Genomic DNA, 4,047 nt, shown 5'->3' with positions numbered 1-4,047 from the left:
TTAAAACCATACGATCGTGACAAAATGATTGAAACAGTTCGTGGCGTTGGGTATGTGATACGATGACAAAACGTAAATTGCGCAATAACTGGATTATTGTTACCACGATGATTACGTTTGTCACGATATTTTTGTTTTGTTTAATTATTATTTTTTTCTTGAAAGATACACTGCATAATAGTGAGCTTGATGATGCAGAACGAAGCTCAAGCGATATTAATAATTTATTTCATTCTAAGCCTGTTAAAGATATATCTGCATTAGACTTGAATGCATCTTTAGGTAATTTTCAAGAGATAATTATTTATGATGAGCATAATAATAAATTATTTGAGACATCGAATGATAACACAGTGAGAGTTGAACCAGGTTATGAACACCGTTATTTTGACCGCGTAATAAAAAAACGCTATAAAGGCATTGAATATTTAATTATTAAAGAACCAATTACAACGCAAGATTTCAAAGGGTATAGCTTGTTAATTCATTCACTAGAAAATTATGATAACATCGTAAAATCATTGTATATCATTGCGCTGGCATTTGGAGTGATTGCAACAATTATAACTGCCACAATCAGTTATGTATTTTCAACACAAATTACTAAACCGCTTGTCAGTTTATCAAATAAAATGATTGAGATTCGACGAGATGGTTTTCAAAATAAATTGCAATTAAATACAAATTATGAAGAAATAGATAATTTAGCAAATACGTTTAATGAGATGATGAGCCAAATTGAAGAATCATTTAATCAACAAAGACAATTTGTTGAAGATGCGTCACATGAATTACGAACACCATTACAAATTATTCAAGGTCATTTAAATTTGATTCAGCGATGGGGAAAAAAAGACCCAGCAGTATTAGAAGAATCGTTAAATATTTCTATTGAAGAAATGAATCGTATCATAAAATTAGTCGAAGAATTACTTGAATTGACTAAAGGAGATGTAAATGACATTTCTTCTGAAGCGCAGACCGTGCATATTAATGATGAAATTCGCTCGCGAATACACTCATTAAAACAATTGCATCCTGATTATCAATTTGATACGGATCTGACATCTAAAAATCTAGAAATTAAAATGAAACCTCATCAATTCGAACAATTATTTTTAATCTTTATTGATAATGCAATCAAATATGATGTGAAGAATAAGAAAATTAAAGTTAAGACAAGGTTAAAAAATAAGCAAAAAATAATTGAAATTACAGATCATGGAATTGGTATTCCAGAGGAAGATCAAGATTTCATTTTTGATCGCTTTTATCGAGTGGATAAATCTCGTTCAAGAAGTCAAGGCGGTAATGGACTCGGATTATCTATTGCTCAAAAAATCATTCAATTAAACGGAGGATCGATTAAAATTAAAAGTGAAATTAACAAAGGAACAACGTTTAAAATCATATTTTAATCATGACTGAGACGTCAATCAAAGTCATAGGATCAATTTTTTAAGTACACATTAGCTGTGACTAATGTATAAGAACAACTATAAAACAAATAAACAGTGGTTCTTTATCATTTCTGTTGTACTCCCAAAATTTACAATAAAATACATCTATAAACCTAGAAGAATCAACGCTTTTGTTGATTCTTCTTTTTAGCAGATAAATAGGTAAATCTACTTTAACAAATAACTAAATAGTGATATTATTACATTGTAAGCGTTTCAACATTTTTGTGGAGGGTGTAAAATGACTAACGAAAGAAAAGAAGTTTCAGAGGCTCCTGTAAACTTCGGTGCGAATTTAGGTCTAATGTTAGATCTATATGATGACTTTTTACAAGATCCATCATCTGTACCAGAAGATTTACAAGTCTTATTCAGCACAATTAAGAATGATGACTCAATTGTACCAGCTTTAAAAAGTACAAGTAGTCAAAATAGCGACGGCACAATTAAGCGTGTCATGCGTCTAATTGATAATATTCGCCAATACGGGCATCTTAAAGCCGATATTTATCCTGTAAATCCTCCAAAAAGGAAACATGTACCTAAATTAGAGATTGAAGACTTTGATTTAGATCAACAGACTTTGGAAGGTATATCAGCAGGAATTGTTTCAGATCACTTTGCCGACATTTATGATAATGCTTATGAAGCAATTTTAAGAATGGAAAAACGTTACAAAGGACCAATTGCATTTGAGTATACACATATTAATAACAATACCGAACGTGGTTGGTTAAAAAGAAGAATTGAAACGCCATATAAAGTAACGTTAAATAATAACGAAAAAAGGGCACTATTCAAACAATTAGCGTATGTTGAAGGGTTTGAAAAATATCTTCATAAAAACTTCGTTGGTGCAAAGCGTTTTTCAATTGAAGGGGTAGACGCACTTGTACCGATGTTACAACGTACTATTACGATTGCTGCGAAAGAAGGTATTAAAAATATACAAATAGGCATGGCTCACCGTGGACGTTTAAACGTTTTAACGCATGTCTTAGAAAAACCGTACGAAATGATGATTTCAGAATTTATGCATACAGATCCAATGAAATTCTTACCTGAAGATGGTAGCTTGCAGTTAACTGCTGGATGGACTGGTGATGTGAAATATCACCTTGGTGGCATTAAAACTACTGATTCATACGGTACAATGCAGCGTATTGCACTGGCTAACAATCCAAGTCACTTGGAAATTGTTGCACCTGTTGTTGAGGGGCGTACGAGAGCAGCACAAGATGATACACAACGAGCTGGGGCTCCGACGACTGATCATCATAAAGCAATGCCAATTATTATACATGGCGATGCTGCTTATCCTGGTCAAGGAATTAACTTCGAAACAATGAACTTAGGAAACTTGAAAGGCTATTCTACGGGTGGTTCATTGCATATTATTACTAACAATAGAATTGGATTTACTACAGAACCAATTGATGCACGTTCAACAACTTATTCTACAGATGTGGCCAAAGGTTATGATGTGCCAATATTCCATGTCAATGCTGATGACGTTGAAGCTACTATTGAAGCAATTGATATTGCAATGGAATTTAGAAAAGAGTTTCATAAAGACGTCGTTATTGATTTAGTAGGTTATCGTCGTTTCGGACATAACGAAATGGATGAACCATCAATTACTAATCCAGTTCCTTATCAGAATATTCGCAAACATGACTCTGTTGAATATGTGTTTGGTAAAAAGCTTGTTAATGAAGGTGTCATTTCAGAAGATGAAATGCATTCATTTATAGAACAAGTCCAAAAGGAACTAAGACAAGCTCATGATAAAATTAATAAAGCTGATAAAATGGATAATCCAGATATGGAAAAACCTGCAGAACTTGCATTACCGTTACAAGCAGACGAACAATCATTTACGTTTGATCATTTGAAAGAAATAAATGATGCATTGTTAACATATCCGGATGGCTTTAACATTTTGAAAAAGTTAAACAAAGTTCTTGAGAAGCGTCATGAGCCGTTTAATAAAGAAGATGGCTTAGTTGATTGGGCACAAGCAGAACAACTTGCATTTGCGACAATTTTACAAGATGGTACACCGATTCGCTTAACTGGTCAAGATAGTGAACGTGGTACATTCAGTCATAGGCATGCCGTGTTACATGATGAGCAAACAGGTGAAACATATACACCTTTACATCATGTTCCTGATCAAAAAGCGACATTTGATATACACAATTCTCCGCTTTCAGAAGCAGCAGTAGTTGGTTTTGAATACGGCTATAATGTGGAAAACAAAAAAAGCTTCAATATTTGGGAAGCGCAATATGGTGATTTTGCAAATATGTCACAAATGATTTTTGACAACTTCTTATTCAGTTCTCGCTCAAAATGGGGAGAACGTTCAGGATTAACATTATTCTTACCTCATGCATATGAGGGTCAAGGACCTGAACATTCATCAGCAAGATTAGAGCGATTTTTACAATTAGCTGCTGAAAATAATTGCACAGTTGTCAACTTATCTAGTTCAAGTAATTATTTCCACTTATTGCGTGCACAAGCAGCTAGTTTAGATTCTGAACAAATGCGACCATTGGTTGTTATGTCACCAAAAAGCTTA

Annotated in this window: 3 protein-coding genes; all 3 read left to right on the top strand. The window is 33.4% G+C overall.

Annotated features, from left to right (window positions below; genetic code table 11):
* Nucleotides 1-66: hypothetical protein (locus tag IDG60_RS22190; protein WP_241013349.1), on the top strand; the 66-nt coding region annotated here is incomplete at its 5' end.
* A complete protein-coding gene (gene arlS / locus IDG60_RS07955) occupies nucleotides 63-1,418 on the top strand; it encodes a sensor histidine kinase ArlS (RefSeq protein ID WP_000166801.1) in 1,356 nt (451 codons plus the stop codon). The genes IDG60_RS22190 and arlS, both read left to right, overlap by 4 nt.
* Before the next feature lie 283 nt (nucleotides 1,419-1,701).
* Nucleotides 1,702-4,047 (top strand): 2-oxoglutarate dehydrogenase E1 component (locus IDG60_RS07950; protein WP_206160604.1); only part of this gene is annotated, 2,346 nt, incomplete at its 3' end.

The sequence above is a fragment of the Staphylococcus sp. EG-SA-2 genome (genome assembly GCF_017152085.1).
Note: the sequence above shows the minus strand (reverse complement) of the source record. Positions and strands in the feature narration are given on the sequence as shown.

Bases quoted from the DNA above. Each gene is read 5' to 3' on its own strand.
- arlS (WP_000166801.1), top strand. From the start codon at position 63: ATGACAAAACGTAAATTGCGCAATAACTGGATTATTGTTACCACGATG.